The organism is Vibrio sp. Vb1574, from assembly GCF_033338675.1.
The window spans coordinates 1-4,727 of the sequence record NZ_JAWOTC010000077.1; the positions used below are offsets into that span (position 1 = coordinate 1).

Below are 4,727 nucleotides of genomic sequence, written 5' to 3' on the forward strand. Positions count from 1 at the left end.
ACTGCCACAATAATATTGCGGTTGATAGATTGATCAACACGGTGAAGATAACCGATGTAAGGCTCTTCTGAAAGTACCTTCCAACCTTGCTCTTCAAATAATGCCGCGACATCTTTCCATTTCAATGTGAATTCATTGAAAGACAACACCACTGAACCTTGCTTTTTCAATACCACTTTCCATGCAGGCAGAGCCTCTTTTAAAAGCTCTAGTGGACTACGGTTCAGTTTGCTGTCCTTGGCATTTTTGCTGCCGTGCTGCACGCCATAAGGCAAGTCAGACACCATCACATCAACTGAGTTCTTTTTCACGACTTGATCAGCGATACGAGTATCAGCCGAATACAGCTTCATAAACTGAAGATTGCCTTGGTTGTAATCTTCTTTATTTGCTGCAGCTTCAACCACGAAACCATCCGCCACTTTCTTGCCACCCGCAGTGCGCTTTTCTTTGCTCACTTTGTGCTTAAAGCGGCCATTCTTCATGAACTTAACAATAAAGGTCTGGATCTCTTGCACCCACTTGGCGTTGATCTCAACCCCTACCACGTTCAAACCGTGGATCAAGCCTTCAAATAAGGTTGTACCTTTACCACACATTGGATCCATTAAGGTCAGTTGTTCACTTCCCGTATTGGACGCACTAATGCCGATATTCACCATCAAACGGGTAAACTGCTCGTTTGTTTTCCCGGTGTAGCGCAAAATCTGACTCATACTTTCCGGGAAAGTGTTAAATACGGGCGATTGAACTGGTCGAAGTAAACCATCTTCGCGCACTTCAAATAGCGCATAGTAAATCGAAGAGGCTGCGATTCTTCGCGCCTGCTCATCGGTTAGCGCTTCCTGACAAGAAAACACCAACGCAGCAGGTAAGCCAACGTCTTTACTACCAATTTCTGTCACATCCACGCCTTGTGAAGCTAAAATTGCTTTTAGCTCAGAACAGGCAATGGTCATTGCGCTATCAAAGTAAATTCGGTTATGACCCGGATTCGCTAATATCGCGTAATGGTACATCCCATGAACTCCTCTGGTTACGCAATACGCTTATATTTGATATCCCAAACACCGTGACCAAGACGGTGACCACGAGCTTCAAACTTCGTTAGCGGGCGATCGTCTGGACGAGGAACGAAATCACCATCTTTAGCAATGTTTTCGAAACCTGGCGCTTGGTTCATCACTTCAATCATGTGCTCTGCGTAGTTTTCCCAGTCGGTCGCCATGTGGAAAATACCTTCATTAGGGATAAGCTTCTCACGCACCATTTCCGCAAAACCTAATTGAACAATACGACGCTTGTGGTGACGCTTCTTATGCCAAGGGTCTGGGAAGAACAATTGCAGTGTCGATAAGCTGCCATTTGGGATCATGTGTTCGAATACTTCTACCGCATCGTGACACATTACACGCAGGTTAGTAATTCCCGCTTCGCGAGCATCGGCAAGACAAGCACCAACGCCTGGGCTATGAACTTCGATACCGATGAAGTTTTTCTCTGGCGCGTTCTTTGCCATTTCAACCAATGAAGCACCCATACCAAAACCGATCTCAAGCACTACTGGGTTATCGTTGCCAAATACCTCTTTCCAATCGAGAAGTTCAGCTTTGAAGTCAATACCCATCGTAGGCCAGCATTCATTCATCGCGCTCTCTTGACCTTTAGTCAAACGCCCTTCACGGCGTACAAAGCTGCGGATTTTGCGGATCAGCTTTCCGTCTTCGTTGTATTCGTTAGTGGTTACTTCACTCATTGATTTTGCCTGCACATTGATTAATCAAAGCGGGGATTATCCAAAGAATTTACTTAGGTGCAAGTATTTGTTGAGCTCTTGGTCTATGGCAACCCAAAAGCAACGAAACACCTCTTTATATCCCTACTGTTTATCCGTTGTACTTCTTGCCCATTATGTGGTGCAATTTTGCACCTAACCAATAATAGAATACAGAGCAAGTCGTGACACCTTTCGCCAGTGCCATCCTAGAATGGTATGACGCATATGGAAGAAAAGATCTTCCGTGGCAACAAAATAAGACCGCATACAGTGTCTGGTTGTCTGAAATTATGCTTCAGCAAACTCAGGTCACTACGGTTATTCCGTATTACCAACGTTTCTTGGAGCGCTTTCCAACCGTAATCGATCTTGCCAATGCTGAGCAAGATGAAGTCCTACACCTTTGGACTGGCTTAGGGTATTACGCCCGAGCCCGTAACCTTCACAAAGCAGCACAAGAGGTCGCCTCTACATACAATGGTGAGTTTCCTCTTGATATAGAGAAAATGAACGCCCTACCGGGGATTGGTCGCTCTACCGCTGCCGCCATTTTATCGTCTGTGTATAAACAACCACACGCGATTCTTGATGGTAACGTGAAGCGCACCCTATCCCGCTGTTTCGCAGTTGCAGGATGGCCAGGACAAAAAAAGGTTGAAAACCAGCTGTGGGAAATTGCCGAAACGCATACCCCACAAACGGATGTAGATAAGTATAACCAGGCAATGATGGACATGGGCGCAATGGTCTGCACTCGCAGCAAACCCAAATGTAGCCTCTGCCCTGTTGCTGACCTGTGTGTGGCAAAACAACAAGGTAATGTGCTCGACTACCCGGGCAAAAAACCGAAGAAAGATAAACCAATCAAGCAAACTCGTTTCGTGATGCTTCACCACAACACCGAAAATGGTCATGAGGTGTGGTTGGAGCAAAGACCACAAACAGGCATTTGGGGTGGCTTATTCTGCTTCCCACAAACCGAACATGTGGATGCAGAAAGCGACATTGAATTGCTACTGGATCAACGCGGCATTCAAGCCAGCAATATCAAACAGAAGCAAACACTGATTACCTTTCGTCATACATTCAGCCATTACCACCTAGATATCACGCCAATTTTGATTGATTTATCAAAGCAACCGGACGTGATAATGGAAGGCAACAAAGGTCTTTGGTATAACTTATCTAAACCTGAAGAAGTCGGTTTAGCCGCGCCAGTAAAACTATTGCTGGAAACGCTACCCCACGAACTTCGTTAATTGAATACAAGGAGTCATTATGAGCCGCACTGTATTTTGTGCTCGACTAAAGAAAGAAGGCGAAGGTCTAGACTTTCAACTTTACCCTGGTGAACTAGGTAAACGCATTTTCGACAACATCTCGAAAGAAGCGTGGGCTCAGTGGCAACACAAACAAACCATGTTGATCAACGAGAAGAAACTCAACATGATGGATCCAGAACACCGCAAACTGATCGAAACAGAAATGGTAAATTTCCTCTTTGAAGGAAAAGACGTTCATATCGAAGGTTACACACCTCCGAGCGAATAAAGTCGCTTGAGTTAAACAATGACATCACAACCATTTGTGGTGTCATTTTTCTATTACCTTCAATAACTCTGATACTTATGAAAAAAATTGTCTTTATTGCTGCCGCACTTTTAATGGCAGGCTGTAGCCGTGAATTCGTCGAAAAGATTTATGACGTCAACTACGAGCCAACAAACCGTTTTGCCAATAACTTAGCTGAGCTACCAGGACAATTTGAAAAAGATACTGCGGCGCTAGATGCCTTAATCAATAGCTTTTCAGGCAATATTCAAAAGCGCTGGGGTAAAAAAGAAATCAAGTACGCTGGCAAGAGTAATTACGTTAAGTACATCGATAACTACCTTAGCCGCGCCGAGGTCGACTTTCGCAAAGGCGTGATCACGATAGAGACCGTATCACCGACCGAGCCCCAAAAACACCTAAAAGACGCGATTGTCACCACCTTATTAACACCAGACGATCCCGCGCACGTCGACTTGTTCTCCTCTAAAGGTATCACGTTAGAGGGGCAACCATTCCTGTATAAACAAGTTGTCGACCAAGACAATAAGCCAATTCAATGGTCTTGGCGGGCAAACCGATTTGCGGAATACCTCATCGCAAATAAAATAAAAACCAAAAATGTAGATTTCAAGAAAGCGTATTATGTCGAAATTCCCATGGTTGAAGACCACTTTTCAACACGCAGCTACCAATACGCCGATATCGTGCGTCGAGCTTCCAAGAAATACGACATTCCAGAAGACTTGATATACGCCATTATTAAAACCGAGAGCAGTTTCAACCCATACGCGGTAAGTTGGGCAAATGCATATGGCCTAATGCAAGTTGTACCTAAAACCGCGGGACGAGATGTGTTCAAACTCGTGAAAAAGCGCTCGGGCCAACCAAGCCCTGAATATTTGTTTAATCCAGAAAACAACATAGATACTGGTACTGCGTATTTCTATATCTTAAAAAATCGTTATTTAAGAGAAGTCCGCCACCCTACCTCTCTCGAGTACAGCATGATTTCAGCTTACAATGGCGGTACTGGAGGAGTTTTAAACACATTTCATCGCAGTGATCGCAAACGCGCAATGCAAGATCTTAATTCATTGCAACCCAACCAAGTTTATTGGGCGTTAACCAAGAAACACCCGAACGCAGAAGCGCGTCGCTACCTAGAAAAAGTTACAAATTTCAAAAAGGAATTTAACTCGAAGCAAACTTTGTAGTGACAGTTGAATAAAAAGCGTTCGAACAACCACTTTTTTGAAATTATTTAAAAAAAGTGGTTGACGCAACGCGGGAAAATCCGTTTAATAGCGCTCCGTTGCCCGGATAGCTCAGTCGGTAGAGCAGAGGATTGAAAATCCTCGTGTCGGTGGTTCGATTCCGCCTCCGGGCACCACAATTT

5 protein-coding genes and 1 tRNA gene are annotated in these 4,727 nt (G+C 44.6%); 4 read left to right on the forward strand and 2 right to left on the reverse strand.

What is annotated here, in order from left to right; genetic code table 11:
• Together R7O12_RS23420 and trmB are read right to left on the reverse strand one after the other, a co-directional pair.
• On the reverse strand, positions 1–1,019 hold a 1,019-nt coding region (locus tag R7O12_RS23420; RefSeq protein ID WP_318126441.1), incomplete at its 3' end, for a DNA methylase.
• Between the two features lie 17 nt (positions 1,020–1,036).
• Positions 1,037–1,756 (reverse strand): tRNA (guanosine(46)-N7)-methyltransferase TrmB, encoded by a 720-nt coding sequence (gene trmB / locus R7O12_RS23425; protein WP_005384506.1) that lies wholly within the window; start codon positions 1,754–1,756, stop codon positions 1,037–1,039.
• Between the two features lie 203 nt (positions 1,757–1,959).
• On the opposite strand from trmB, the gene mutY reads away from it, so the two are divergent.
• The 4 genes from mutY (at position 1,960) to R7O12_RS23445 (ending at position 4,721) form a co-directional block, all read left to right on the forward strand.
• Positions 1,960–3,036 carry an A/G-specific adenine glycosylase gene (gene mutY, locus R7O12_RS23430; protein ID WP_017635575.1) on the forward strand — a complete coding sequence of 359 codons (1,077 nt, stop codon included), beginning with the start codon at positions 1,960–1,962 and terminating at the stop codon, positions 3,034–3,036.
• 19 nt (positions 3,037–3,055) lie between these two features.
• A complete protein-coding gene (locus R7O12_RS23435) occupies positions 3,056–3,328 on the forward strand; it encodes an oxidative damage protection protein (RefSeq protein WP_005381002.1) in 273 nt (90 codons plus the stop codon).
• Between the two features lie 77 nt (positions 3,329–3,405).
• Positions 3,406–4,545 carry a membrane-bound lytic murein transglycosylase MltC gene (mltC, locus tag R7O12_RS23440; protein WP_005381001.1) on the forward strand — a complete coding sequence of 380 codons (1,140 nt, stop codon included), beginning with the start codon at positions 3,406–3,408 and terminating at the stop codon, positions 4,543–4,545.
• A gap of 100 nt (positions 4,546–4,645) precedes the next feature.
• Positions 4,646–4,721: transfer RNA gene (locus R7O12_RS23445), tRNA-Phe, on the forward strand.
• The last annotated feature ends 6 nt before the right edge of the window (positions 4,722–4,727 follow it).